Below are 26091 nucleotides of genomic sequence, written 5' to 3'. Positions count from 1 at the left end.
AATTTCGGACGTGAGCGCGCCCTCCACCGGACTGTTTTTGCCGGGGTGACGGCGCGAAACGAGCAGGCACGACAAAGCCCCGGATGTTCATCCGGGGCTTTGTCCTTTACCCAATCCGATCAGATGGTGGCGAGGCGGGAAATCTTGCCCAGCTTGTCGCCTGCAATCCGCATCATGGCCTTTTGCAGTTTCTCGAACGCGCGCACCTCAATCTGGCGAACACGCTCGCGGCTGACGCCATAGACCTGCGAAAGTTCCTCCAGCGTCTTGGGTTCCTCCGCCAGGCGGCGCTCGGCCAGAATATGCTTCTCCCGGTCGTTCAGGTCATCCATCGCTTCGACCAGCATGTCGTGGCGCAGTTCGCTTTCCTGCTGGTCGGCGACCCGTTCGTCCTGAAGCGGATCGGTGTCGGCCAGCCAATCCTGCCACTGGCCCTCGCCATCTTCGCGCATCGGGACGTTGAGCGACGTGTCGCCGCCCATCGCCATGCGACGATTCATGGAGATGACATCCTCCTCCGTCACGCCCAGATCGGTGGCGATCTTCTTGACGTCGTCGGGATGCAGGTCGCCATCCTCGAAGGCTTCGATATTGTTCTTCATCCGGCGCAGGTTGAAGAACAGCTTCTTCTGCGCGGCGGTGGTGCCCATCTTCACCAGGCTCCACGACCGCAGGATGAATTCCTGGATCGAAGCGCGAATCCACCACATTGCGTAGGTCGCCAGACGGAAGCCGCGATCCGGCTCGAATTTCTTCACGCCCTGCATCAGGCCGATATTGCCCTCGCTGATCAGTTCGCTGACGGGCAGGCCATAGCCGCGATAACCCATGGCGATCTTCGCCACGAGGCGCAGATGCGAGGTCACCAGTTGCGCCGCCGCTTCCGAATCAGCATGTTCGGCATAGCGTTTTGCGAGCATATATTCCTGCTCGGGCGTCAGGATCGGAAATTTGCGGATCTCCGACAGATAGCGGTTGAGGCTGGCTTCACCGCCCAGCGCAGGAACCGCGGGGACATTGGTCTTTCCGGCCATGTCGTCACCTTTCCCTTTCATGCGCGGCGGGACCCAGAAGAGGCGTCCAAGGCGCCGTCGCAAACTTGTTCAAATCTATACGTGAAGCTCGCTTAACAGTTCCTGCATATCGACAGGGAGTTTGCTGTCGAAGCTGAGTGCCTCACCCGTTAATGGATGTATGAACCCCAGCCTTTTTGCGTGCAATGCCTGCCTTTTGAAACCCAGCGTTTCCAGTATCGATTTGAAACCTTTTCTTTCTCTACCGTAAACCGGGTCACCGATCAAGGGGTTGCCGATATGCGCCATATGAACGCGCACCTGATGCGTTCTCCCGGTCTCCAGCCTGCATTCCACCAGGGCGGCGGCGCGCAGCTTCTGCAATGTCCGATAATGGGTCACGGCATGTTTGCCGCGTCCTTCCCGATGAACCGCCATCTTCTTTCGATCGGCGTCGGAACGGCCGATCCATGTGTCGATCGTGCCCGACAATGGTTGAGGTACGCCATAGACGATCGCAGCGTATAGCCGGTCGATCGAATGCGCCTTGAACTGCTGCGCCAACCCCTCATGAGCGCGATCGGATTTGGCTACGACCAGCAGGCCCGACGTATCCTTGTCGATGCGGTGGACGATGCCTGGGCGCGCCACCCCGCCGATCCCGGACAGCCGACCCTGACAATGATGAAGCAGCGCATTGACCAGGGTTCCGTCCAGGTTGCCCGCAGCCGGATGGACCACCAGGCCGGCAGGCTTGTCGATGACGATCAGGTCGGCATCTTCATGGATGATGTCGAGCGGTATGTCCTGTGCAGCGGCCTCCGCCGCGATCGGCGGAGGCAGGACGATGGCGAAGGCCTGTCCGGTTGTGACCTTCATTGATGGGTTTGGCATTGATGGATTTGGGAACCGGCCTGCGTTCGCATGCCGACCTTCCGTCACATGGCCCTCCAGGATCAGCGTCTTCAAGCGCTCGCGCGAAAGGTCGGGAACCAGTTCGGCAAGGGCCTTGTCGAGCCGCATGCCATCCTGCGCCTCGCTTATGGTCGCTTCAATGATGGAAACCCCCGAACCCATTGGGTAGGAACGTAGGAATGAAGGTTGCGATTTCAAGGGGTCTGCTGGAACAAATCATGTCCGAAGCGGCGGCGGACAGGCGGGAGGTCTGCGGCTTGCTGCTGGGGACGCGGGCGCGGATCGAGGCAGTTCGGCCCGCGGCCAATGTCGCGGCCGACCCGGAACGCCATTTCGAACTCGATCCCGTGGTGCTGATCGCGGCTCATCGTGCGGCGCGTGCCGGCGGGGCGCGGATTCTGGGGCATTACCATTCGCATCCAGCCGGTCAGGCCGTGCCCTCCCGGACAGATGCAGCCTGCGCGGCGCCCGACGACAGCCTCTGGTTGATCGTGGGAGAGGGGATGGCCCGCCTGTGGATTGCCAGGGCGGGGCAAGACGGACGGGTGCAATTTGTCGAGGCTTTGCTCGACATCATGTGAGGGAGGGTTGCATCGCGCGGCGGGGCAGCGCATTAGCCTTTCATTCCTTCCTGTTCATTTTTCCGGCGGCAGCGAACCTTCATGACCAATCCGATCGACAGCATCGATTTTGCCAGCCTGCTCTGCTCGCGCCTGTGCCATGATCTGCTGAGTCCGGTCGGTGCGCTCAACAACGGGCTTGAACTGATGGCGGATGAGACGGATCCGGAAATGCGCCAGCGTTGTCTGGACCTGCTGGCTGACAGTGCCAAAACCTCTGCGAACAAGCTGAAATTCTTCCGCCTGGCATTCGGTTCTGCGGGCGGCTTTGGCGATGCCGTGCCGACGCATGAGGCGCGGGTGGCCATAGAGGGCATGTTCGCGGCTTCGGGACGGGTGAAGATCGGCTGGCTGGTCGAGGATGACATGCTGGAAAAGCTGCCCGTGAAGGTGCTGCTGAACCTGGCGCTGATCGCGGGCGATGCGCTGGTGCGCGGCGGTCAGCTCGACATCGGGGCGGAAAAGAGGCCAGGCGTGACAGAGATCGTCGTGCGGGCGGAAGGACCGAAGCTGGTGCTTGATCCCGACCTGCGCGCCGCTCTGGCGGGCACTTTGCCGCTGGAGGGGCTTGCGTCGCGCACATCTGCGGCTTGGATGGTGCGAACTTTGGTGACGAGCGTCGGTGGCGAGATCGCATTGTCGCCCGCCGGCGAGTCGATATTGCTGTTCGGCGCATCCATTCCTGAAGTCCGTTAAGCGCTTTCCCGCATTTCCCTGGCCAGAAGGTCGATAAGATCGGCGGCTGGCATGGCGCGAGCCAGTGGCGCACCCTGGCCTGCCCATTGCGCGCCGAAGCCGCCTTCGCCCCTGGCCCTCGCGGCAGCATTGAGCGCTTTGCCGGCATCATAGGCAATGGGATAGGCGGGGGGCTGCGCTGCTGCCTCGGCACCCCAGGCGGTGAAGCGATTGGCGAGGCAGCGGGCCGGGCGACCCGAAATGACGCGGGTCATCACAGTGTGATGGGCGGCGGCACTGGCGAGTGCAGCGCGATAGGCTTCGTCGGCGCTGCTTTCGGAGCAGGCGATGAAGGCAGTGCCAAGTTGCGCCGCGACTGCGCCAAGCGCGAGTGCGGCGCGGATGCCCTGTCCGTCCATGATGCCGCCCGCCGCGATCACGGGCAGGCTGCATCGAGTGGCGAGCAGACGGGTGAGGGCGAAGGTGCCGAGCTGGTCGTCAAGGGCTTCCGGATCAAAGGCACCTCTATGGCCGCCAGCTTCATAGCCCTGGGCGACTATGGCGTCGACGCCTGCTTGCTCTGCGGCACGCGCCTCCACCTCATTGGTCGCCGTGGCAAGCAGCAGACATCCCGCCTGTTTGAGCGCGGCGATGGCGGCCGGATCGGGCAATCCGAAATGGAAGCTGACAACCGCCGGGGCGAGGTCGATCAACATCGCAAGCATCGCATCATCTTCGACGAAGCTGCGGTAGATTTCGCGCAGGGCCGCTGGAGGGCGGGCGTCATAGGCTCGAAACATCGGCGTCAGGGCAGTGAGCCAGGCCGCTTCCCTGACGGGGTCATTGCGGGCAGGCGCATGCGCGAAGAGGTTGACGTTGAACGGGCGACCGGTCTGTGCGCGGACAGCCTCTATCATCGAACGGCCGCTTTCGGCGTCGGCCGCACCCACGGCGATGGAACCAAGCGCATCGGCGTTGGAGACAGCCGCCGCCATGGCGGGCGTCGACACACCGGCCATGGGTGCCTGGATAATCGGATGGGACAGGCCTAGCGACTCGATGAGCGACATGGACCGATTGTCGGATTTCTACTGGAGGCAGGCAATGGGCGGATTCGAGGGTAGATTCGGGCTGAAGCTGAACTTGCCGATAGGCTCATCAGGCGCGCTGCGCCTCTGCCAAGGCGTCTGATGGCCTATGAGAGTCCGTCCCGGCTGCGCAATAATCGCAACCTGTGAACTGGGCTCCTGCCTTCGCCTGAGCACGGCTTATCCACAGCGGATATCGGCGTAATTATCCCCGCCCAATCGGAAGGGGCCCGGCCGCTTGCGCGACCGAGCCCCTTTCCTCGACAGTTCCGAACGGATCAGGCCTGAATTGCTCAGGCCTGAACTGATCAGGCGCTGTAATACATGTCGAATTCGACCGGCGAGGGAGCCATTTCCCAGCGGTACACTTCGGGCCACTTGAGTTCGAGATAGGCCTCGATCTGGTCCTTGGTGAACACGTCGCCCTTCAGCAGGAAGTCGTGGTCGGCAGCCAGCGAGTTCAGCGCTTCACGCAGCGAACCGCAAACGGTCGGCACCTGGCTCAGTTCTTCCGGCGGCAGATCGTACAGGTTCTTGTCCATCGCGGCGCCCGGATGGATCTTGTTCTCGATGCCGTCGAGGCCAGCCATCAGCAGCGCCGAATAGCACAGATAGGGGTTGGCCATCGCGTCGGGGAAGCGGAATTCCACGCGCTTCGCCTTGGCGCCCGCGCCGTAGGGAATGCGGCAGGAGGCCGAACGGTTACGAGCCGAATAGGCCAGCAGAACCGGCGCTTCGAAGCCCGGCACCAGACGCTTGTAGCTGTTGGTGGTCGGGTTGGTGAAGGCATTCAGCGCCTTGGCGTGCTTGATGACGCCGCCAATGAAATAGAGGCAGGTGTCTGACAGGCCCGCATAGCCTTCGCCTGCGAAGAGGGGCTTGCCGCCTTCCCAGATCGACATGTGGGTGTGCATGCCCGATCCGTTGTCCTGGGCGATCGGCTTCGGCATGAAGGTCGCGGTCTTGCCATAGGCCTGGGCGACCATCTGCACGACATATTTGTAGATCTGCATGCGGTCGGCGGTCTGGACCAGCGTACCGAAGGTCAGGCCGAGTTCGTGCTGGGCAGCGGCCACCTCGTGGTGGTGCTTGTCGCAGGGCAGGCCCATTTCGAGCATGGTCGAAACCATTTCGGCGCGAATGTCGGTGCAGGGATCGACCGGCGCGACGGGGAAATAGCCGCCCTTGGCGCGCGGACGGTGGGCGAGGTTGCCGCCCTCATATTCCTTGCCAGTGTTGGTCGGCAGTTCGATATCGTCGATCTTGAAGAAGGATTCGCTATAGTCCGAGTTGAAGCGGACGTCGTCGAACATGAAGAATTCGGCTTCCGGACCGACATAGACGGTGTCGCCGAAGCCGGCCGACTTGACGAAGGCTTCCGCGCGCTTCGCGGTCGAACGCGGGTCGCGGCTGTACAGTTCGCCGGTGTCGGGTTCGACGATGTCGCAGAACAGGATCAGCATCGGCGTGGCGCTGAACGGATCGACATAGACGGCGTCCAGGTCGGGCTTCAGGATCATGTCCGACTCGTTGATCGCCTTCCAGCCTTCGATCGACGAACCGTCGAACATCAGGCCCTGGGTCAGTTCATCCTCGCCCAGCACCGAAGACACCATGGTCAGGTGCTGCCACTTGCCCTTGGGATCGGTGAAGCGGACATCGACCCATTCGATCTCCTTTTCCTCGATCATTTTCAGGATGTCTTTAGGCGTGTTAGCCATGTGAACCTTGCCCTTCTTTCATGATACCCCCCCGAAGGGGTAGGTTGATGTGGTCAGCCGCCAGGCCCCTGTAAGCCGGCGAGAAGTCGGTAAAATCAGATGGCGTCGCTGTCGCGCTCACCGGTGCGGATGCGGACCGCGCCTTCGATGTTGGAAATGAAGATCTTGCCATCGCCGATGCGCCCGGTCTGTGCGGCAGCCGAGATCGCTTCCACCACCCGTTCGGCCAGCGAGTCGTCGACGACGACCTCCAACTTCACCTTGGGCAGGAAATCGACCACATATTCAGCGCCGCGATACAGTTCCGTATGGCCTTTCTGACGGCCAAACCCTTTGGCTTCGGTAACGGTGATGCCCGAAACGCCCACTTCGTGAAGAGCTTCCTTCACTTCGTCGAGCTTGAACGGTTTGATGATCGCTTCGATCTTCTTCATCTCTAGGTATCCCAACTCAAACGCGCGCCAGATGACGGGTTTCATCCCGCCCTTCGTCCTGATCGAGCGACGGTCTTCATGCCCCCCTAAGGCACGCGCCGCCTCTCTTCCTAATCAACTACCGTGCCAATTAGCGAATCGCCGGAAACTGCTTTCCGCGATGCAGCAACTTTTGTCCATATTGCCCGAAATACGGGCAATATCATGACGTCATGCCCATTTTTTAGGCATATCCTGGAGTCAGAGCCGATAGGGCGGCGCGTCGAGACCCGCAGGGCTCTTGGTAAAGATCTCGCAGCCGGTTTCGGTAATGCCGATGCTATGCTCGAACTGCGCGGAAAGCGTGCGATCGCGTGTCACGGCCGTCCACCCGTCCTCCAGCATCTTCACGCCCGGCTTGCCGATGTTGATCATCGGTTCGATGGTGAAGAACATGCCAGGCTTGAGCTCCGGCCCGGTGCCCGGGCGGCCGACATGGACCACCTCCGGACTGTCATGAAACACGCGGCCCAGACCATGGCCGCAGAAATCGCGCACGACGCCATAGCGGTGCTTTTCCGCGTGGCGCTGGATGGCATGACCGATGTCGCCCAGAGTGTTGCCGGGTCGCGCCTGTTCGATCCCCAGCATCAGGCATTCATAGGTAACTTCGACCAACCGCCGCGCCTTGATGGGGGCTTCACCGCAAATGTACATGCGGCTGCTGTCGCCGTGCCAGCCGTCGACCAGCGGTGTCACGTCTATGTTCAGGATATCGCCTTCCTTGAGCTTCTGCTCGCCCGGAATGCCGTGACAGATGACATTGTTGAGCGAGATGCAGCAACTGTGGGTATATCCGCGATAGCCCAGGGTCGCGGGCACGCCGCCGCCATCCAGTGTCATGCGGCGAACAATATCGTCCAGTTCGCCGGTGGTGACGCCCGGCACGACATGGGGGACCAGCGCGTCCAATATTTCCGCCGCCAATCGCCCCGCCTTGCGCATGCCATCGAAACCGGCCGCGTCGTAGAGCTTGATCGCGGTCGAGCGGGAAATCGGCGCGTCCGCCGTCATCGTCATATATTCGGTCATGGGGTGATTATAGGCGGTGAAGCCGCATAATGCGAGGGGGCGGCTAGGCATGGCGCACGGCAGAGGCTATGGCCTGCCCATGGCCGACCCAACCCGCATATGGACCGCCGCACTGATCGTGATCGGCGACGAGATTCTCTCGGGAAGGACGCAGGACAAGAATGTGTCGCAGATTGCGACATGGCTCAATGTGCAGGGCATTCGCCTGCGCGAAGTCCGCGTCGTCGCGGACGAGAGCGACGCGATCGTCGAGGCTGTGAACACGCTTCGGGCGCGGAACGATTATCTGTTCACGACCGGCGGCATCGGGCCGACCCACGACGATATCACCGTGGATGCCATCGCTGCGGCACTCGGGGTGCCTGTGGAAATCCATCCCGAGGCGCGAGCAATGCTCTCAAACTACTATGAAACGCGCGGCGGCCTGACCGAGGCGCGTCTGCGCATGGCCCGCGCGCCGGCCGGATCGAGCCTGATCGAAAACCGCATGTCCGGCGCTCCGGGCATCCGGCATGGCAACATCTTCATCATGGCCGGCGTTCCGCATATCACGGCGGGGATGCTGGACAGCCTGACGGGAACGCTGGAAGGTGGTTTGCCTGTGCTGTCCACCACCATAGGCTGCTGGGTGGCGGAAAGCGAGATCGCAGACCTCCTCGGCGCTACAGAGCGGGCGCATGAAGGGTGCCAGATCGGCAGCTATCCCTTTTTCCGCGAAGGACGGACAGGCGCGAATTTCGTGATCCGATCTGTCAATGCGGAGGATCTGGGCCAGTGCGTGGCGGATCTGGTTGCCGGGCTGGAACGCGGCGGCTGGCCTGTAGTCGCCGGGGGTATTTAAGCGTCCCTTCGGTTGCTTTCCGAAGGGGAGCATTCCTGGTCTGGGCGGGTCAGGCGCCCGCCCCAGCGGTGATCGATCGAATAATATTCCACATTGGACATGCTTTCGACGCCGCCTGCGATCACCATGTCGGCCGCGCCGGTCCGGATACGCATGGCAGCGTCGATCACCGCCTGGAGGCCGGAACCGCAGCGGCGGTCGAGCTGAACGCCGGGGATGGATTCCGGCAGTCCCGCCGCCAGAGCTGACCAGCGGCTGATGCAGGGCGCCTCGCCATTGCCATAGCCCTGGCCGAACGCGACATGGTCGATTCGTTCAGGGTCGATCTTCGTTCGTTCCACCAGCGCCTTGATGATGGCACCCAGATCGCCCGCCGTCATCGACTTGAGGGAACCGTCCATTTGCACGTTGCGGTCCGCCATATCCCGGGCAGTTTCAGATGTATGATATTTTGAGCGGCGCGTTTTCATGTTTCGCTTGCGCCTCGGCTCAGCCCGAATTCCTGAACGATCCGCTTCCAGATCCGCGTCCATATGTGTGCGAAGAGCGGCAAGTCGCGTTGCATCCATGCTGCGCAGCGTTATGCTGCGCTGCGTCAATTGCCGGCTGGATCCGGCCATTGGGCAACAGGCTAGGTCGCCTGACGCTCAGCCTATGATGAGGGATGAAGATCGCCACGTCGGGGTTTCCCGTAATGGCCTCGTGCGTCCTTTCATGATCGGTTGGCGGTTGTTCGAAAGCCGTTTGAAGAAGGAGAATAGTGATGCGGATCGTTATGACCGGCTCGGGCTATGTCGGCCTGGTATCCGGTGCCTGTCTCGCGGACTTCGGCCATGATGTCATCTGTGTGGACAAGGATGTGCGCAAGATCGAGTTATTGCAGGGTGGTGGCGTGCCGATTTATGAGCCAGGCCTTGCCGATCTGATCGCGCGCAATGTGAAGGCGGGTCGCCTGACTTTCACGACTGATCTTGCCGGATCGGTCAGCCAAGCCGACGTGGTGTTCATCGCCGTGGGCACGCCCGCCCGGCGGGGTGATGGTCATGCCGACCTCAGCTATGTTTACGCCGCTGCGCAGGAAATCGCGTCCAATCTGAGCGGCTTTACCGTAATCGTTACCAAGTCCACGGTTCCGGTTGGTACGGGCGATGAGGTTGACCGCATCGTCCGCGAAACCAATCCCGATGCGCAGTTCGCCGTCGCCTCCAATCCCGAATTCTTGCGCGAAGGCGCTGCGATCCAGGATTTCAAGCGCCCCGACCGCATTGTCGTCGGCATAGAGGACGAACGTGCCCGTCCGGTTATGGAGGAGGTCTATCGCCCCCTCTATCTCAATCAGGCGCCGATCCTGTTTACGGGCCGCCGGACAAGCGAGCTCATCAAATATGCCGCCAACGCCTTCCTGGCGATGAAGATCACCTATATCAACGAAATCGCCGAACTATGCGAAAATGTCGGCGCGGACGTTCAGCAGGTGGCACGCGGCATCGGTCTGGATAACCGGATTGGTTCGAAATTCCTTCATGCAGGCCCCGGCTATGGCGGCTCCTGCTTCCCGAAGGATACGCTGGCGTTGGTCAAGACGGCGGAGGATGCCGGCGCGCCGATCCGGTTGATCGAGACGACCGTGGCAATCAACGAAAGTCGCAAGCGGGCCATGGCGCGCAAGGTCGTAGCCGTTTGCAACGGATCGGTGCGCGGCAAGACGATCGCTGTGCTGGGACTGACCTTCAAGCCCAATACGGATGACATGCGCGACGCGCCGTCGATCGCGATCATCCAGGCCCTGCAGGACGGCGGCGCGCAGGTGCGGGCCTATGATCCTGAGGGGATGGATGCAGCCCGCATGATGATAACGGATGTCGACTTCTGCGATAATCCCTATGTCGCCGCGCAAGGGGCCGCCGCTGTCGTGATCGTTACCGAGTGGGATGCGCTGCGGGCGCTGGATCTGCCGCGTCTCAAGGGCGTCATGAGCGGCGACGGTCTGGTCGACCTGCGGAATATCTATCGTCCCGCCGATGCGGAGGCAGCCGGCTTTGTCTATGTCAGCGTTGGTCGCGGTGCCACTCCCGAAATAGAGGAACTGGTGCAGGCAGCAGAATAGGCTGCGGCGCACATTCCATTCCCCTGTAGGGAAGCATGGAGCAGAAGCGCTCCCGGCTTTGCGCCGGGGGCGTTATTCGTTTTCGCGAAGTCTCCGCGCAAAAAGATATCATATCGATTCTGGAAATATCGCGGATTTGGGCGATCTTCAGGCATGTTGTTCAACAACTCGTCGCAAATTTCCAAAGGATATGACGAGTCGTCGTTGACCCGAGGTTTTTGTTAACCTTCTTGGGAGACCCTATAGGGGTAACTTTGGGGGTCGCAAACCATGCCTGTCAAAATGACTGGCTCCGTTATCGGAGCCGGAATGCTTTGTATTTTCGCAGCGGGAGCCGCTACGATCATGACAACAACGTCGACATCAACCATGACGTCGACCACAACCACCAGCTCGCAGCTTGTTGCAGCCACGAGTTCGACGACCACAACGTCGACGACGAACAGTGGTTCCACGACGACGAACACTGTTTCGGATTTTTCCACCTTTGATTTCGCCAATGGGACGAGGATGCCGGAAAAGGCGACGCTTTCCCTGGGCGATGCCAGTTTTCGTCCGGGCAGCAGCGTAGCCTATGTTCCAGTGTCGCTCGACCGGCCAACACCCAATACGGTGATTGCGCGGATCACCACCGTCAACGGATCGGGTACCTATCGCGCACTGTCGGGCTATAATTACCAGACGGTCGACACTGTGGTGATCTTCCGTCCGGGCGATCCATTGGTGCAGACGGTCACGGTTCCCATCATCGGCGCCACGGAAGGCCAGCAGTTCCAAGTAAAATTGCGGGAGGCGCCCTGGGGCGGGCTTCAGGGGCAATCGACCGCGACGGTCACGGCCAGCAGCACGGCGACGGTAACGGCCAAGGCGGCGGGAACCTTCCGGGCACCGCGCACCTTCGCGGCGACCGGCACGCTTCAGTTCGAATTGCTCAAGGGCACGCACAAACGATCGCCCGATGGCGGTTGGGATCGCTGGGCGACCTCCCTTGCCAATGGCCGGACCCAGGTCGCCAACGGGGAAACCGGTCTCTATCTCGATTCCAGTATTTTCCCTGGTATCGAGGGGCCAGTCTATTGGAGCGCCTATGGCCTCGTCCTCCACACGCAGAAGCTGAAGACGCCGATCAGCTATGGCGGGCAGAACTGGTATTATGGATCGTCGGTGCTCGATGGCCGCAACTTCCTGGCGACTCAGATCGGCTACGGCCAATATGAATGGGAAGCGAAGATGCCCAACCGGCGCGGATCATGGCCGGCATTCTGGCTCGTATCCACCAGCGGCTGGCCGCCCGAGATCGATATTTACGAGGGGTTCGGCTATCAGAGCTACTGGGATTTCGATCGCCATGTCGCCCACACCCTTCATGTCGGCACCAACAGTACCCGATATGACCAGCGGGGCATCACGATCCAGACGCAGCAGGCCTATGGCCTCAGCGGCTATTCGCAGGGCTTCCATCGTTTCGCCGTGGACATCCAGCGCGACTACATCACCTGGTTCGTGGATGGCGTCGAAACCTATCAGTCGGTCAATCCCTTCCAGGGTTTCCGCTTTTATCCGATCATGGATGTCGCGGTGAAGACCAGCGGCGCCTATGATGACGGATCGGGCGACATGGTCATCAAGAGCTTCAGGATCTACAGCGCGCCATAATGGCCCGCCCCGCGACGGGAGCGCCCGCGGCCCGCGAGGGCATAGAGGCGCCCCCAGCTCTTGACCCACTGCCCGGCGATGTCCACCCGACGCGCGCCGGGCAGCAGCAGGGTGGCCAGACCAGCGGTTCGCAATCCCAATATCGCGATGGATCGGACCAGCAATCTGGCGGTGCCGGCCCAGCCGGGCAGGGCCTTTTGCCGAGCCAGCGTTTCCGTGCAGCCGATGCGCCACATCCGTTTCAGCACCCAGGATAGCCGTGCCCGCTCAACCGGCACCCATTCGCTGACCCGGGCGTCGGGCGACCAGCCGAAGCGCGCTCCAGCCTCATGCAGTCGCGTCAGGAAATCCAGATCCTCTCCGCCGCTGCGGTTGAAGCGCGCATCGAAGAAGGGGCGTGCGATCATCTCGAAAGCCCGGCGGGTTACCAGCAGGTTGTTGCTTGCCCATAGCATGCCGGTCGCGCCCCATGGGCGTTGCTCGGCACGGAAAACCAGTGTTTCCCTGGCCCAGCGCGGCGCTGTCCCAACGAAGCAGCTATCCACCGGTCCGGCGACCACGTCGGCGCCCACCTGCGCCTGACAGATGAGGAGTGCATCAAGCCAGCCCGGCTGGGGCCACTCGTCATCGTCGATCATCGCCAGGAAGCGCATCGCCGGATCCTCCAGGGCGGCGTCGGCGATGGCGTTGCGGACCGCGCAAAGCCCCGGCTGCGCGACCGTCAGGAGCGTCACGGGCAGGCCATATCCATCGGCCAGCAGGGCGCGGACGACGGCGGACCCTTCCTGCCGAACCGGATCATTATCGGCCACCAGCACCATCACGTCGTGGCGATCGACCACGCCCGGCAGGGTCTCCAGCAGGTGGCGGAGTTGGTCCGGTCGACGGAAGGTGGGAATGGCGATCCAGATCGACGCCATCAGGCGGCTGCCTCGACCGTGGGCTTGCGGCTGCGCCCGCCACGCTGGAGCCATTTGATGAGTTGATGCCCGCGCACCTCCACAAGCGCATAGCTCGCCCAGCAGAGCAGCCAGGTCGCCACCAGCATGGCGATGATGATCAGCCCGTCGAATTCAGTGATGCCATGCCTGTGTGCGATCCCCATGCCGCGGGCGAAAACGTCACGCACCAGCGGATGCCAGAGGTAGATGGAATAGCTGATGAGGCCCAGATGGAAGCTCACCGGATTGGCCATCACCGCCCGCGCCGCCGTGCCGTTATAATAGCAGCTCAGCACCAGGGTCGGCATCAGGCATACCACCAGCAGATCGACTTTCCCCGGCAGCAGCAGCGCCAGCGCAATCAGGCCGCAGATCATGGCGAAAGCGCCGGTTCGGTCGATCAACCGCCTGCACCAGCCCTTCTCCGCACAGCGATAACTCAGCACGCCCAGCGAGAAGCCGGCCAGACAGCGCAGGAGCGTCAGCACCGTGTCGCTGTCATTGACGTCCAGCGGACCGCTGGAACCTCTGCCGGACAGTGCCACCAGGCCCAATATCCCGACGCACAGCAATGCCTGGATCCACGCCGCCCGCGAAAAGGCGATGATCGCGATCAGCGGATAGATGAGGTATGCCGCGACCTCCGTGCTGACGGACCAACTGTTGCCCGCGATCGGTTCTGTTCCCCAACCCCAGCTCTGCACCATCAGCAGGTTGGAAAGAATGTTCGGTGCGTCGAGCGCGATCGCCTGGTTGCCGGATATGTTCAGGACGATCCGCGCCATGAACACCAGCGTCACGATCAGGTGCAGCGGCCAGACCCGCGCCATGCGATTGACGAGGAAGTCGATATAGCTCGACCATCCAGGATGATTCACCACCCGGTCGTGATAGCCGAAGGAAATGACGAAGCCGCTGAGGATGAAGAAGAGATCGACCGCCAGATAGGCGCGCGAGAATAGCGGCAGGCGAAAGGCCTCGAACGCCGGATTGTGCGGAATATGGTAAAGCAAAACGGATACGGCCGCCACGCCGCGAAGGCCGGTCAGCGAGGAAATCCTCATGCGCCCGCGCTCCTCAGGACGGGGGCCGCGTCGAAAGCGGCGGCAATGGCATCCCACATCGGCTTGCGATGCATCCCTGAATCGAGGGGCAAGCCGCGCGACAATTGGCCGTCGGGCCATTTATAGTCCTTGAAATTCGACAGCCAGCTATAGCGGTCCGACAACCCCCAGCAGAGCACCGAGCGCATCGCTGGATTGTCCAATGCCACATCTAGAAAAGCTTTGGCGAAGGAGGCGACTTCCTTGTCCCGCTTGTCCGGATTGGGCGGGCCGCCCTTGTCCGCCACGTCGAATTCCGTGATGGAGAGGACCAGTCCATAGCCGCGAAGCTGATCCAGAAAGCGCGCGAATACCGTCTGGCTGAAGCCTTCCTTATATGGCTTGAGATGCCCCTGAATGCCGATTGCATCCACGGGCACTTTGCGCGCCATCAGTCGGTCGAGCAGCTTCAGCATGGCGGTTCGGCGCCTCTCGCAGCGTGGAGAGTCCTGCTCCAGTCCGAAATCCGTCAGGAACCGCAGGGGCCGGGGATCGATCTCCCGCGCGCGGTGGAAGGCAATGTCGATATACTCTTCGCCCAATGCCTGCATCCACATGCTTTTTGCGCGGATGCCATCAGCGCGGCCATCATTGGGCTCAATGGCTTCATTGACGACGTCCCATTCGTCGATCTTGCCAGCGTAGCGGCGCATGGCCGTGTCGATATAGCTGGTCATCAGGGTCTGTCGCTCGGCCTGGTCGGCGGCTTGCAGAGCAGGCTCCAGCCAAGGCGGCTGCGCCGCGTACCATACCAGTGCGTGGCCCCTGGCCAGCATGCCATGCTGCTGGGCGAATGCGATGATCTGGTCAGCGCCGCTGAAATCATATTGGCCGGGCTTGGGCTCGGTCGTGCCGCGCTTCAGTTCATATTCCTCCACCACCATGTCGCATTCGCGGGCGACGGCGGCGGTGAAGTCCGGGTCTTCCCGCAACTGGCGTGACTTGATCGCGGCGCCGAAATAGCGGCCAGACCTGCGGGCATGGGCGGCAAGCCCGGCCGTGCCGCCGACTTGCGCGGCGCTCGGTGGAATCGGAGAACAGGCGGAGAGCATTGCTGCGCCAGCCAGGAATTCACGCCTTCTCATAACCTTTGTCCCTTGCCGGCCAATATGTGGGAAAGGTCGATCCAACGATCGGAAATGCGGCGATAGACCGGGTCCGGCATCACGATCTGCAACAGCACCGTCGCGGCCAGCCGAGGCCCGAATGCGCCGCGGCATACAGCACCCAGATAATAGCGCATCGCCTGCCGCCTGCTGGTCGGCCAGATGCTCTTCGCTGCATGCCAGCCCATATAGGCGGAGAAGGCGCGAGGGCTGATATGAGGGCGAAGGTCCCTCAGCCAGGTCAGGCTGCCGATACTGCCGCGGACGTGGGAAAGCCGGTCGTCGGCATGGCGATCCGCCCATATGGTGCCGGGTCGTTCCGTCATCAGAAAACGCGCCCCAGCCAGCGACAGGCGCAAGGCAAAATCTGTATCGTCGCCGAATTTCACATCTTCGCGATAGCGGACCTTCTCCGCGAGCGTTCGGCTGAGCGCCATGCTGCTGGTCTGGATGAAGCCGCGATCGCACATCAGATAGCGATCCATGGTCTCGTCATGGGCGATGGCGCGCGGCGGCTTCAGGAAATTGCGTCCCTGGCCGCGATCGGCGAGCACCTGACCATAGGCGACGACATCCCCGCTTTCCTGCAGCAACGGCAGGAGGTCGGCCAGATGGTGGGGCAGGAAACGATCGTCGCAATCCAGAAACGCGATGTAGCGCCCACGGGCATGGTCGATGCCCTTGTTGCGTGCCGCCGCCGCGCCGCGATTTTCCTGCACGATGACCTTGAGGCGCGGATCGTTGATCGCGCCCAGGGCAACCTCTGTCCCGTCGGTGGAACCGTCCACCACCACGATTACCTCGATGATCGCGATGGTCTGTTCCAAAGCGGACATGACGGCGGCGACAGCGGAATCGCGCCGCTGATAAGTGGGGATCACCACGGAAAACAGCGGTGCAGCGATGGCCGCCTTCAGCCTGGATGGAGGTTGCCAGGCGGTCATCACGAACTGGCTCCACTTGCGACGGTCTCAGCCTTGCCAAAGCGCAGGACGAAGCCGTTGACCAGCGAACGATAAAAGGGCTTGGGCAGATAGGATCGCAGCACCTGCCGGGCGATCACGCGGGGAGGGACGCCGCCGGCCACCATGCCGACGGCCAGATCCTTGATTGCCACCACCGGCCTGACTGGCGCCATATGATAGGCGAGCACCGTTGCGCGATAGCCGCGTCGCGCGCGGGTGGTGAGCATGTGGCCGCAGCGATCGAGCCAGTCGAGCGAGGTTTCATAGCCCTTCACATAGGATGTCCGCCCCGCCTCCGTGGCGTCGAGCCAGATGGTCAGCGGCTGGTCGATCATCCGGAAGCGCGCGCCGGCGCCCTGGAGGCGAACGCAGAAATCAAGATCCTGACCCTTTTTCAGCGCAGGGTCGAACAGGACCTGCTGCGCCATGCCGGTTGGCACGACCATGGTGCTGGTCTGCATGAACTGGTTGGCGCAGAACAGATATTCCCCGACATCCTCGCCTTCCCGAATGCCGCGATCGGGCCTGATCCAGTAGCGGTCGACCCCCCGGTCCACCTTCATCCGGGAATAGAGCACCGTTCGCCCGTCATCTCCCGCCAATGCCTTCGCCATGATGGAAAGCTTGCCGGGAAGGAACAGGTCGTCGGAATCCAGAAACGCGATATAGCGTCCGTCCGATGCCATGATCCCCGCGTTGCGGGCCGCGCCGCCACCCGCATTGTCCTGCCGGATATAGCGGACGCGGGGATCGCCTATGGCATCGATCACGGGACGGGGATTGTCTCTTGAACCGTCGTCGATCACGACGATCTCGAAATCCTGCCAATCCTGCGTCAGCACCGACCGGATGGTGTCACCGACGATCTCCGCACGATTGTAGAGCGGGATCACGACGGAGAAAAAGGGTTGCTTGCCCAGCGCGGCCTTGGTCATGCGCCATGCACCTTTCGATATTCTTCATAATGGATTCCGGCGAGCCCAGCGATCTTGCCCGCCGCGCGATAGAGCTTGCCAAGCCGTTCGACCCGCTTGCCCCGGTCAAGCGTGGCAATGGCGCCCAGCGACCCGACAATGAAACCTGCAACAATGCGTGGCGCTTCGTTCAGCAGCGTGCGCAGCCGCCCCTTGTGGAACCGCTCCACCATCATGTCGGTCATGCCGACCCGATAGCCGCGCATCAGCAGCCATTTGGCGGTGACGCGGCTGGCGGGGATGAGTTCGGTGACGACCGCCTCCTCCGACCAGGCGAAACGGACGCCGGCGCGCTGCATGCGGGTAAACAGCTGCTTGTCCGATCCCCCGGTGAGCGCCATGCGCTCGTCAAAGGGACGCTCCCCCATGGCGCGCAGGGCCGTGACGGCGATCAGCACATTGGCGGTGCTGTCCACCAATGCGACCGGCCCGGACTGCCCGCGCTGTTTGGGTGCAAGCAGGGGATGGTGGGCGGCCCAGGGCGCGATGGCGCTGTCCATCTCGCGCAGCACCGCGCCGCCCACTACGTCCGCCTCCCAGCGCTGCGCGGTTTCCGCCATGGCGTCGATCCAGCCAGGGGAGGCGGCCTCATCATCGTCCAGCATGGCGATATGGGTCGCGCCTGGCCGGGCCAGCGCTGCGGCGACGAGCGCGTTGCGCACGAGTGGAATGCCGCGTTCGGTAACCAGCAGGGCCTTGATCGGCCAGCGATAGCCCTTGGAGGCAAGCTTCTCGACCATGGCCATCCCTTCCTGTCGAATGGCGTCATTATCCGCCACAAGCACTTCCAGCTTGTGCCGGGTTTGTTGGGCAGCCAGGGATTCCAGGGTTCGCTGCAATCCCTGGGGTCGGTTGCAGGTGGCGATGCACAGGATGATGTCAGCCATGAACGCGCTCCTGCGGGAGATGATACCGCCGCGTCCATTGCGGACGCGGTTTGGCCTTGAAGGTGGCGTGCGCGGCCGCGATGGCCGCAAGGAAGATCACCCAGACTTGGCGATCCTTGTCGAAAAAGCTGGTTTCCAGAAGATTCTGGTACATGACGAAAACCCAGATGGCGAAGGCTGGCACCATCAGCGCCTGATTCTCCTTGGTCGAGCCGGTGAGGAACCAGTAGACCGGCAAAGCAAGAAAGCTGACCAGCAGCATGGCGAGGCCCAACGGTCCGGTGGTCACCCAGATTTCCAGATAGCCATCATGCGAATGGGCGGTCAGCATCTGGAATTGCTGATTCAAATAATCATGCGCCGGGCTGTTGGTGCCGACCTGCCAGAAGCCGCCGAAACCAGCGCCCAGATAGGGGTGGTCGGCCAGATAATCGAAGACCACCCGCCAGATCGAAACCCGGCCGGTAAAGCTGGTGGGGTCCGCGAACAGCCGTTCGATAGTCGGCTGATAGGCGATGTAGAGGCCAAGAAACCCCACCATGCCGAAGCCCAGCATCAACAGCAATATCGCGCGCTTTTGCGTATTGTCGCTCAGCGCCCGATAGATATTGCTGATAGCCAGCATGCCGACGCACAGCGCCAGCGAGGTCTTGCTCTTGGTCCCGATCACGAAAACGAAGGCCATGACCGCGAACAGTGCATAATACCATTTGCGCCGGTCGATCCATGCATTGCCGCAGACTATGAAGGTCAGAGCCATGACGGCGCCGGCGATATTCTTGTGGAAGAAGAAACCGCGCCATGCACCGATCAGCGCCTTGTCACTTTCGGTCGGAGGATGGACGGCTGCGGGTGTCAGCGGCAGAGATATCCAGCAGATGAGAAGCGAAACGATCAGCGCGGCCCGGAGAGCGTCGAAAAGCCGCTCCGGCCCGATCAGGGACAGCGCGCAGAAGGTGATATATATCACGATGAGCTGCTGCATCGCCCGCTTGAAGGATACGAACGGGTCCACGCCCCAGGTGCAGGAAATGAAGAACCAGGCCAGCATGATCGCCAGCGGCCAGAAGGTGAACCTATATTGAAGAGGATGCTTGCGGATGATCTGCACGCCAGTCAGCAGCAAGGCGAAGCCGATGAACAACAACTGCTTGAACAGGTCCGACCCGTCATTCTCCTGCGCCATCGCCACGAGTTCGTCCTGGGTGCGGGAGGCGAAGGGCTGTTGCCCGATGAAGACCATCATGAGGAAGACGAAATAGAAGATCTGGGTGATCCAGATCATGCGTATACTCTGACCCCCGCCGGTCTGCACGGGCGGGGCGGCTATGCCGCTGCGATGCCAGCTTGTTGCCATGATCAACCAGCTCCCTGCTGATCACGCCGCCATTTTCGATCGAGCCGCCAGATGCCGAGCATCATCACAAGCTGCGACAGTACGACGCCGCCGATCGAGAAGACCGGTGCGGTGCCCAGCACGATCAGCGTCACGGCGATCAGCCCGACACCGCAACTGCGCATGCTTTGCGCGGCGAGCGGGCGGAACGCCTTGCGTGCCTGGGTCATCACGCTCATCGGCGTCTGCACGCATTGAACGAGGGACAGGAGCGCGCACAGGCCCACGGCGATCATCACGAGCCGGTGATCCAGCGTCGGTTTCAGGATCAGGCCGGGAAAGGCATAGAGGGCGATGGCCGCCACCGCGCAGGTCGCCAGCCACAGCAGGACCAATGCCGCCATGAAGACCCGTTCCGACCTGATCGCCGCGCCGTGATCGCCGCGCGCCACGGCGCGGGTCAGGCGGGGACGCTCCAATTGGGTGAGGGCGGTGATGCAGACGTTGACCGGCCGGAAGAACAGCATGCCCACGGCGATCGGCGCAAAGGCCGTCGGCCCGGCAAGCAGCGTCACGATATAGCTGTGCGAATTGGAGGTCGCCTCCGTCGAGAGCACCCCGACCAGCGTCCAGGCCGACTGCTCCTTCCATACCGGGCGATAGGCGCCCAGAGCGTGGCCGGGCGCCATGGCGAAATGTCGCCGCAGATAGGCAAGGCCGAAGGGGAGAAGGCCGATGAGGCTGGCCGCCACCAGCATGCCGCCAATGGCCGACATGTCCGCGCCGGTTCGCATCGCAATCAGCAGTCCGGCGAGGATCGTCCCCGCATAAGCGAGATCCGATCGCGCGGCCCGTGCGGGCGTGTGATGCGCATAGGCATTGGAACGCCCGAACCAGCGGATCAGCGAAAGCATGCCGGCAAGGCCGAACAGCAGGGCTGCCGACGGGGAGGCTGTCGCCCATGCGATCGCTGCGCAGATCAGCCCCTGGCTGGCCGCCAGCATCAGGTTGACCGGGAAGAAGAAGTCGAAGCTCCGCGCATCGACATCGTCTCCCTGGTTCACCACGATGGTGTAGGGCGTCGACACCAGTGCATTGGACAAGCCATAGCCGAACTGGATGATCACCAGCAGGAAGGCCAGCGTGCCGATGGCCGCCGTCTCCAGATGATGGATGGAAAAGAGCTGGATCAGCAGGTGACTGACCGAGACGATCGCGGACGACAGGCTGGCCAGACCGAAGCGGCCGAACAGGCTGCCCAGGCGCTGGACGCGCCCTGTCGCAATATTTTCAGCCGCCCGGGCTTCAGCCATGGCGATGTTTCCAGATCAACCAGAGAGCGTGCGGATTCGTCGTGATATAGCGCCAGGCCAGTTCCCTTGGCCGCGTTGCCATGCGGTGCAGCCATTCGAAACCGGCCTTCTGCATCCAGATCGGCGCGCGCGGATAGTCGCCGGTGATGTAGTTGAACAGGCCCCCGCAAGTGATGATCCAGCCCGCCTTGATCCGCTCGCGATTGCGCACGCAAAATGCCTGCTCGCGCGGCTTGCCGGTGCCGACCCAAAGGACGTCGGGCGCAACCGCGTTGATCGCGTCGATTACCGCATCTTCCTCTTCGGGTTTCCAGAAGCCATTGCGTCGCCCGGCGAGGCGAAGGCTCGGCGCCAGCCTGAGGATTTCCTTCGCGCAGGCTGCGTTCACCGTCTCTTCGCCGCCCAGGAGGTAATAGCTGACCTGGGCCTCCGCCGCCGGTTTCAGGCTGTCGATGAACATGTCCGTCGTGCTCGAACGATCCGCGATAGGCGGCCCGCCGAACCAGCGGGAAGCCGCAACGACGATCTGTCCGTCAGCGTGGATCAGGTCCGCCTGCGCCAAGTTCGCCCGAAAATCGGGATCGGTGGCGTTCATCGACAGGCCCTGACCATTGGCGTCGAACACCAGAAGGGGCGATTGCTCCAGACCTTTGCGCAAGGGCGCTTCCACCAGCATCTTGGCGATCAGCGCATCCAGCGACAGGGTGGACACGGGCAATCCGCCGACATGGGCGACGGGAGCCCCAGCTCCTATGCCGGGACCAATGCCGGGGGAGGGAAGGGACTGGCGATGCGCCAGCGCCTGGTCGGCACTCATGCGATCACCGTTCCGGCGATCGGCACGCTATGACGGTCAAGATCGTCGATGACCCGGCGCATGTCGGCGATGGCGGTATCGCCCCGCCGCGCAACGATGACGACAGCGTCAAATCCCGCCAAGATGCTGCCATAGGGGGTCTGATCGCCCTTGCGCTCGGCAAGGTAGAACAGCATCGACGTATCGCGCAGGCCCCAGCCATTGGCCGTTTCCGCCAGGGGGCCGCGCGTCACCAGGCTCGCCGCGCTGCCCGACGCGCGGCCCGCAGTCATCAGCCAGAGGCCCTCTACCGCTGTTTTGGCCGCCGGCAGCAATGCGGCGCTGCCCATCAGCTGTTCGGCCAATCCGGCCTTGTTGGCGATGCGGAACAGCCGGTCGAGCGAAGGCCGACCCATGTCGACGTCGATCAACATCGTCTGCCCGTCCATCTGGGCCAGCACGACGGCAAGGTTCGCCGCCATGATGGCCGCTTCGTCGCCGGCATCTATGGCCAGCACGGCCAGCCGGAGCGCGGCGGGATCACCTTCCTTGGCGACGGCGCGGATCTTTGCGCGGACCGTCCGTACCTTGGCGGCATAGGGATCGGCGGGATCGAAGGCCGCGACGACCAGCGGATCGACCCGCTGGTCGTTCTCCGACAGCAGGGCGAAGCCGCCCTGCAAGGCCGCGAGCATGCCGGCGTCGTCCGGATTAAGCAGCCCCAGGTCCACCGCCGCGTCATGCAACGCCAAGCCCTGCGACCGGGCATGGGCCTCAACCTGATGTACCTCGGTCTCTGCGAGGAACCCATGCTCTACCGCCAGCCGGGCGAAATTATGGCTGTCCCGGGCACGGGGACGGAGCGTGGAACCGCTGCCTGCCGGACCGCCCGACGCCAGTTGATGCGGGGCGCCCGCCGTGGAACGCAGTCTCATGCGGCCTCCTGTTGCTTGAAGAATTTGGCCTGGCGCGCAGTGACTGGCACCAATTCGGTGATGACTTCGACCTCGGTCGCGCGGGTCACGCCGCCGGCAGAGCGAACGCGGGGATGAATGATTTCCATCATGATCACGGCAGCCACGCCGCCGATGAGGCCAAGCGCGATCCCGCCGATCAGCCACAGGATGACATTAGGCTTGGCAGGCAGCAGCGGCACTGTCGCCTCGTCCAGCGGACTGGCATTGGGCTGCGAGATCTGGCTCTTGAGCACCGCTTCATTGAAGCGCTGGCGCACCGTATCATAAGTCTGCCGGGCCGCGTCGACGTCCCGCTGGAGCACCATGAGCTGGTCCTGCACGTCCGACATGCGGATCATGCGGTCCTCCTGGCCAGCCATGTTGGACTTGAGATCGCCCTCCCGTCGGCTGGCTGCCACGCTGTTGGCGTTGACCGCGCCAGCCTGGCTGGCGCGGGCTGCGGCCAGCTTTGACTGAAGCTCGGACAATTGTGCCGCCGCCGCCGCCATGGTCGGGTGGTTGGGCCCCAGCGTTTTTTGCAGCTCGGACACCTTGGCGGATTGCTCCGCGACCTGCTCCTGCAAATTCTGGACGATCAGCGATCCTTCGATGTCCGATACGCTGCCCGCGCCAGCCTTGGACCGGGCTGCGGCCGCTTCCGCCTGCGCCTGGGTAAGCTGGTAGGACATGTTCTTGAGCTTCTCGGCCTCAAGGTCCATGCGGTTGATGCCGATGATGTCGTGCGCCCGCTGGAAATCGGACAGCTTCTTTTGCGCGATTTCATAGCGACGGCGCACTTCTTCCGTCTGCTCGTCGAACCATCGGGCCGATCCGCGTGCGGGAGAGGCGCGCAGTTCCACCTGTTCGCGCATGTATATCTTGGCGATCAGGTTCGCGACCTTGGCGGCGACCTGCGGATCGGCGTCCAGATACTGGATCTGGAGCACGTTGCTCTGCCGGCCGGTGGTGATGGTCATTTTCTTCGCGACCAGGTCGGCCGCCGCCTGCACCCGTGCATCTGCGGGCATGTCAGTCGGCATCGCATCGACGAAGCCCGCTTCGCGCGCCACGGCATTCATCACCTTGCCGCTGCGGATGATGTCCGTCTGCGTACCCAGGATGGCATCCGTATCCGGCTTTGGACCCTGCACCGTATTGGTGTCGGTCGGATCGGTTTGCGAAAGGTCCAGCAACAGCGACGCTGTTCCCATATATTGGCGCGGTTGCAGAAAGGCGGCGATCGCGACGAGCAGGAACAATATGCCCCCGATCATCGCCGCCGTGCGCCAGCGCGCCTGAAGCGCCGCCAGCAAGTCCATCGGGTTCATGGTCATAGCCCATCCACTCCCTTGAGCAGTGCACGCATTTCCTCCGCGGGCGATTGCACGGGCGGTGCGCTTTGCACCGGCTGTTTCGCCATCAGCAGCAGGAATTGCGGCGCCAGCGTGTCTTCGAACATCCAAAGCTCGCCATTGGGCGTCGCCACCAGGGCGGGTTGGAGCCGGATCATGGCATCGCGGGCCTGGCTTTCATTGACCGGCCCGCCGCCCAGCACCTCATGGCCGAGCTTCACGAGCCGCTCATAGCTGATGGCGGACATTTGCGATGCGACCACCGCCGCAAGAGCGATCATCCGGCGGGCCGAACCGGCTTCCCACAGGATGCGCCGGAATAGCGCGTGGGTCTGTCTGCTCATTTCCTCCCAATCTTCCAGGGCGGAAACCAGCCCCTGTTCGACGTCGGAAAGCAGCATCCGCTCGCGCCCCGCTGCCTCCGTCACCAGGGCCGCGGACATTCCGAAGAGCCGTGCATGATAGGGTGACCCCATCGCGGCGCTCGCCAGAGCGTCGAGTGCATCCTCGTCGATGGAAAGCCGGGCATTGCCTGCGCAGGACAGCAGCAGCCGTTCCAGCTCCGGCTTGGGGATTGGCGCAACCCGCTGCGGCACCAGGTGGCGGCGGAGCGAGGGATGGGCAGCGATCAGCCCCTCTATGTCGCTGGCGATGCCGACCAGCACGACCTGGACGGGAGAATGGATGTCGGTCAGCAGCTTCAGCAGCGTCGCGACATCCTGCTTGGCCGTTTCGGACTGCACCCGGTCATATTCGTCGATGATAAGGATGGAACGTTCACGCACTTCCTCCACCAGCAGGGCGGAAAGGCGCGACACGTCCAGCGGCTCGCCCATCATCCTGCGTGCCCGTTCCTGTCCCGCGCCGCTCATCGGCAATTCGGTCAGGAAGGGACGGAAGAGAGAGTCGAAATCCGCTTCTCCATTGGCTGAGGCGTAAAGCGCGACGCATCCGGCTTCATCCGCCAGATCGCCGAACACGCGGGCGAGCGAGGTCTTGCCCGAACCGCGCGTGCCGAAGATCACGGCATGCTTGCGTTGCACGACGATCGCCTCGACCAGCTTTTCCAGTTCGCTGTTGCGCCCCGCCAGCCCATGGCGGTCCGTCACGGGCATGGCGGTGTTGAACGCGGCATAGATGCTGTCGCGGCGCAGACTGATGGGCTTGATGGGCGCAGCCATCGCGCTCATGGAAAGAGGCCTGTGGGTCGGTTCCTCCAATTGCGCTTCCAGCGCGTCATGTCGGAAGCCTGGCAATGCCGGTACGTCCAGGTGCAGCGGCACGTCGTCGGGGATGGTGCGTTCGTTGCGCCTTTCCCCACTTCGGGCGAGCGACAGGAAACGATCGAAAATGCCGGATTTCTGGCCAGGCCGTGTTTGTGCGAAGCCTTGATCGAGGGTCGTCAAAACAGCTTCTCCCGGATGATGAGGACGTCCTCAGGCTTCACTGGATCATCCAGCTTGGCCTGTATTTCCTTCCCCTCCCGCCGGACTTTTATCCTTTTCGTGGAACCTGCCAGTGTCGGTCCGCCGGCGAGCGCCAATGCCTGCCGGAAACTTTGCCCCGGCACGTAGGAAAAGGCTCCGGGCTGCTGGACCTGGCCATAGACATAGATTTTTTCCGCAGGCGGCACGAAGAGCGTGTCGCCGGCCTTCAGCGGCCGCATCGCGCCTGCGCCCATGTCGGCCAGCGAAATGCGCACTGGCCCGCTGCCGTCGGCGGGCGTCAGGATCACGGCATTGGCGCCGTCCTTGGTCGATCCTCCCGCCTTGGCGAGCATCGATGCTACCGTGTAATCCCGGTCAAGCGGGTAATTGCCCGCCTGCGGCACATTGCCGAGCACCGTGACGAACCGGCTCACATAAGTGCTGACATCGACGCTGACGGACGGCTTGGTCAGATAGCCGCCGCTGGCATAGCCGGCCGCAATATCCTGCGCCAGTTGCGAGGTAGTCTTGCCCCTTGCCGGCACCGGGCCGATGAGCGCGAGAAGGACGGTGCCATCCTCCTTGATCCGGGTGGTCGTCGACAGATCCGGCTGGCCGAAGACGGAAATCTTCAGTTCGTCGTTCGGACCGAGTTGATAGCCCGAGCCAACCGCAGACGCCGCCGTGTTTTCGGCAGCGGTCTGGGCAATCGCCGTCATCGGACCCGCAATGATCAGCGGGATTAGTATGGATTTAACGAGAGTATCGGCTTTCACAGCTCATGCTCCCAATAT

General features: G+C 62.6%; 26 protein-coding genes. 5 read left to right on the top strand and 21 right to left on the bottom strand.

Going from position 1 to position 26091, the window contains the following annotated elements:
- Window positions 1-119 precede the first annotated feature (119 nt).
- Both rpoH and MRBLMC3_RS03790 read right to left on the bottom strand, forming a co-directional pair.
- The gene (rpoH, locus tag MRBLMC3_RS03795) at window positions 120-1034 is read right to left on the bottom strand and encodes an RNA polymerase sigma factor RpoH (RefSeq protein WP_133652132.1); all 915 of its coding nucleotides are present in this window, start codon (window positions 1032-1034) and stop codon (window positions 120-122) included.
- Window positions 1035-1109: 75 nt separating this feature from the next.
- Complete coding sequence (locus MRBLMC3_RS03790) at window positions 1110-2090, bottom strand: RluA family pseudouridine synthase (RefSeq protein WP_363825908.1); 981 nt, start codon at window positions 2088-2090, stop codon at window positions 1110-1112.
- 17 nt (window positions 2091-2107) lie between these two features.
- Here MRBLMC3_RS03790 and MRBLMC3_RS03785 point away from each other — a divergent pair, with 17 nt between their 5' ends.
- Together MRBLMC3_RS03785 and MRBLMC3_RS03780 are read left to right on the top strand one after the other, a co-directional pair.
- Window positions 2108-2509: a M67 family metallopeptidase gene (locus tag MRBLMC3_RS03785; RefSeq protein WP_363825905.1), complete on the top strand. Its 402-nt coding sequence runs from the start codon at window positions 2108-2110 to the stop codon at window positions 2507-2509.
- An 81-nt stretch (window positions 2510-2590) separates the two neighbouring features.
- Window positions 2591-3244 carry a histidine phosphotransferase family protein gene (locus tag MRBLMC3_RS03780; protein ID WP_363825902.1) on the top strand — a complete coding sequence of 218 codons (654 nt, stop codon included), beginning with the start codon at window positions 2591-2593 and terminating at the stop codon, window positions 3242-3244.
- Here the strand turns inward: MRBLMC3_RS03780 and MRBLMC3_RS03775 are convergent.
- The 4 genes from MRBLMC3_RS03775 to map form a co-directional block, all read right to left on the bottom strand.
- The gene (locus MRBLMC3_RS03775; protein WP_363825900.1) at window positions 3241-4293 is read right to left on the bottom strand and encodes an NAD(P)H-dependent flavin oxidoreductase; all 1053 of its coding nucleotides are present in this window, start codon (window positions 4291-4293) and stop codon (window positions 3241-3243) included. The genes MRBLMC3_RS03780 and MRBLMC3_RS03775 overlap by 4 nt on opposite strands.
- A gap of 326 nt (window positions 4294-4619) precedes the next feature.
- On the bottom strand, window positions 4620-6032 hold the full coding sequence (gene glnA / locus MRBLMC3_RS03770; protein ID WP_363734670.1) for a type I glutamate--ammonia ligase: 1413 nt from the start codon (window positions 6030-6032) through the stop codon (window positions 4620-4622).
- Window positions 6033-6127: 95 nt separating this feature from the next.
- Entirely contained in the window at window positions 6128-6466 is a 339-nt protein-coding gene (locus MRBLMC3_RS03765; RefSeq protein WP_007685085.1) for a P-II family nitrogen regulator, read from the bottom strand.
- Window positions 6467-6706: 240 nt separating this feature from the next.
- Window positions 6707-7537, bottom strand: coding sequence for a type I methionyl aminopeptidase (gene map / locus MRBLMC3_RS03760; protein ID WP_363735370.1), 831 nt, complete (start codon window positions 7535-7537; stop codon window positions 6707-6709).
- Between the two features lie 79 nt (window positions 7538-7616).
- Here map and MRBLMC3_RS03755 point away from each other — a divergent pair, with 79 nt between their 5' ends.
- A complete protein-coding gene (locus tag MRBLMC3_RS03755; protein WP_363735371.1) occupies window positions 7617-8378 on the top strand; it encodes a competence/damage-inducible protein A in 762 nt (253 codons plus the stop codon).
- Here MRBLMC3_RS03755 and MRBLMC3_RS03750 read toward each other — a convergent pair.
- Window positions 8375-8800, bottom strand: coding sequence for a beta-ketoacyl synthase N-terminal-like domain-containing protein (locus tag MRBLMC3_RS03750; protein ID WP_363825898.1), 426 nt, complete (start codon window positions 8798-8800; stop codon window positions 8375-8377). The two genes, MRBLMC3_RS03755 and MRBLMC3_RS03750, sit on opposite strands and share 4 nt — an antisense overlap.
- 341 nt (window positions 8801-9141) lie before the next feature.
- Here MRBLMC3_RS03750 and MRBLMC3_RS03745 point away from each other — a divergent pair, with 341 nt between their 5' ends.
- Window positions 9142-10485 (top strand): UDP-glucose dehydrogenase family protein, encoded by a 1344-nt coding sequence (locus tag MRBLMC3_RS03745; protein WP_363825896.1) that lies wholly within the window; start codon window positions 9142-9144, stop codon window positions 10483-10485.
- A gap of 221 nt (window positions 10486-10706) precedes the next feature.
- Here MRBLMC3_RS03745 and MRBLMC3_RS03740 read toward each other — a convergent pair whose 3' ends face one another.
- Window positions 10707-10970: a hypothetical protein gene (locus tag MRBLMC3_RS03740; protein ID WP_363825894.1), complete on the bottom strand. Its 264-nt coding sequence runs from the start codon at window positions 10968-10970 to the stop codon at window positions 10707-10709.
- 25 nt (window positions 10971-10995) lie between these two features.
- On the opposite strand from MRBLMC3_RS03740, the gene MRBLMC3_RS03735 reads away from it, so the two are divergent.
- Window positions 10996-12141 carry a glycoside hydrolase family 16 protein gene (locus MRBLMC3_RS03735; RefSeq protein WP_363825892.1) on the top strand — a complete coding sequence of 382 codons (1146 nt, stop codon included), beginning with the start codon at window positions 10996-10998 and terminating at the stop codon, window positions 12139-12141.
- Here MRBLMC3_RS03735 and MRBLMC3_RS03730 read toward each other — a convergent pair.
- Genes MRBLMC3_RS03730 through MRBLMC3_RS03670 form a run of 13 tightly spaced genes read right to left on the bottom strand, consistent with a single transcriptional unit; the run spans window position 12126 to window position 26073 of the window.
- Complete coding sequence (locus MRBLMC3_RS03730; protein ID WP_363825889.1) at window positions 12126-13061, bottom strand: glycosyltransferase family 2 protein; 936 nt, start codon at window positions 13059-13061, stop codon at window positions 12126-12128. The two genes, MRBLMC3_RS03735 and MRBLMC3_RS03730, sit on opposite strands and share 16 nt — an antisense overlap.
- A complete protein-coding gene (locus tag MRBLMC3_RS03725) occupies window positions 13061-14146 on the bottom strand; it encodes an acyltransferase family protein (protein WP_363825886.1) in 1086 nt (361 codons plus the stop codon). Before MRBLMC3_RS03725 ends, MRBLMC3_RS03730 begins: the two co-directional genes overlap by 1 nt.
- Window positions 14143-15270, bottom strand: a complete 1128-nt coding sequence (locus tag MRBLMC3_RS03720) for an endo-1,4-beta-xylanase (protein ID WP_133652120.1) — start codon at window positions 15268-15270, stop codon at window positions 14143-14145. The genes MRBLMC3_RS03725 and MRBLMC3_RS03720 overlap by 4 nt, the downstream gene beginning before the upstream one ends.
- A complete protein-coding gene (locus tag MRBLMC3_RS03715; protein ID WP_363734677.1) occupies window positions 15267-16235 on the bottom strand; it encodes a glycosyltransferase family 2 protein in 969 nt (322 codons plus the stop codon). Before MRBLMC3_RS03715 ends, MRBLMC3_RS03720 begins: the two co-directional genes overlap by 4 nt.
- On the bottom strand, window positions 16235-17191 hold the full coding sequence (locus MRBLMC3_RS03710) for a glycosyltransferase family 2 protein (protein WP_363825883.1): 957 nt from the start codon (window positions 17189-17191) through the stop codon (window positions 16235-16237). Before MRBLMC3_RS03710 ends, MRBLMC3_RS03715 begins: the two co-directional genes overlap by 1 nt.
- Window positions 17188-18117, bottom strand: coding sequence for a glycosyltransferase family 2 protein (locus MRBLMC3_RS03705; RefSeq protein ID WP_363825880.1), 930 nt, complete (start codon window positions 18115-18117; stop codon window positions 17188-17190). The genes MRBLMC3_RS03710 and MRBLMC3_RS03705 overlap by 4 nt, the downstream gene beginning before the upstream one ends.
- Window positions 18110-19474, bottom strand: coding sequence for an O-antigen ligase family protein (locus MRBLMC3_RS03700; protein ID WP_363734680.1), 1365 nt, complete (start codon window positions 19472-19474; stop codon window positions 18110-18112). The genes MRBLMC3_RS03705 and MRBLMC3_RS03700 overlap by 8 nt, the downstream gene beginning before the upstream one ends.
- Window positions 19475-19476: 2 nt before the next feature.
- Window positions 19477-20766 (bottom strand): polysaccharide biosynthesis protein, encoded by a 1290-nt coding sequence (locus MRBLMC3_RS03695; RefSeq protein ID WP_363734681.1) that lies wholly within the window; start codon window positions 20764-20766, stop codon window positions 19477-19479.
- Window positions 20759-21583: a WecB/TagA/CpsF family glycosyltransferase gene (locus MRBLMC3_RS03690; RefSeq protein ID WP_363825878.1), complete on the bottom strand. Its 825-nt coding sequence runs from the start codon at window positions 21581-21583 to the stop codon at window positions 20759-20761. The genes MRBLMC3_RS03695 and MRBLMC3_RS03690 overlap by 8 nt, the downstream gene beginning before the upstream one ends.
- Window positions 21580-22497, bottom strand: coding sequence for a capsular biosynthesis protein (locus tag MRBLMC3_RS03685; protein ID WP_363734684.1), 918 nt, complete (start codon window positions 22495-22497; stop codon window positions 21580-21582). Before MRBLMC3_RS03685 ends, MRBLMC3_RS03690 begins: the two co-directional genes overlap by 4 nt.
- The gene (locus MRBLMC3_RS03680) at window positions 22494-23846 is read right to left on the bottom strand and encodes a GNVR domain-containing protein (protein ID WP_363734686.1); all 1353 of its coding nucleotides are present in this window, start codon (window positions 23844-23846) and stop codon (window positions 22494-22496) included. Before MRBLMC3_RS03680 ends, MRBLMC3_RS03685 begins: the two co-directional genes overlap by 4 nt.
- A 2-nt stretch (window positions 23847-23848) precedes the next feature.
- A complete protein-coding gene (locus tag MRBLMC3_RS03675) occupies window positions 23849-25276 on the bottom strand; it encodes an ATP-binding protein (protein WP_363825876.1) in 1428 nt (475 codons plus the stop codon).
- Window positions 25273-26073 carry a polysaccharide biosynthesis/export family protein gene (locus MRBLMC3_RS03670; protein ID WP_363734690.1) on the bottom strand — a complete coding sequence of 267 codons (801 nt, stop codon included), beginning with the start codon at window positions 26071-26073 and terminating at the stop codon, window positions 25273-25275. Before MRBLMC3_RS03670 ends, MRBLMC3_RS03675 begins: the two co-directional genes overlap by 4 nt.
- Between the last annotated feature and the right edge of the window lie 18 nt (window positions 26074-26091).

It is taken from the genome of Sphingobium sp. LMC3-1-1.1, assembly GCF_040676285.1.
In the GTDB taxonomy this organism is placed as follows: Bacteria; Pseudomonadota; Alphaproteobacteria; order Sphingomonadales; family Sphingomonadaceae; genus Sphingobium.
The sequence above is the reverse complement of the archived record's forward strand: the minus strand, read 5'-3'. Positions and strand labels throughout refer to the sequence as shown.